Origin of the sequence: Vibrio sp. 10N.222.48.A3, assembly GCF_041475345.1 — a bacterium.
GTDB classification, from domain to species: domain Bacteria; phylum Pseudomonadota; class Gammaproteobacteria; order Enterobacterales; family Vibrionaceae; genus Vibrio; species Vibrio tasmaniensis_A.
This window is the reverse complement of the sequence record NZ_JBFRVX010001473.1, coordinates 1,032-1,247: the sequence shown is the minus strand read 5'-3', so window position 1 is coordinate 1,247 and position 216 is coordinate 1,032. Positions and strand designations below refer to the sequence as shown.

Sequence of the window (216 nt, the reverse complement as noted above, 5' to 3'; positions counted from 1 at the left end):
AGTGGTTATCAGCTAACTGCGTAACCCCTGGTAACTGCTCTTTACACTTGTCCATTGCATGAGTGCAACGGCCTGCAAATGGGCAACCTGCTGAGACTGGTGTCCAAAGAGGGATCTCACCTTTGTTGCCTGCGAGTTGTTCGTGGATCGATTTTTTAGGATCTGGAACCGCAGAAACAAGCAGTTGGGTGTAAGGATGCTGAGGGTTAGCAATCA

Annotated in this window: 1 protein-coding gene; it reads right to left on the bottom strand. The window is 49.1% G+C overall.

The window, feature by feature from the left end:
- A partial coding sequence (locus AB4653_RS27220) for an oligopeptide/dipeptide ABC transporter ATP-binding protein (RefSeq protein ID WP_372105797.1) occupies positions 1 to 216 on the bottom strand: 216 nt, incomplete at both ends.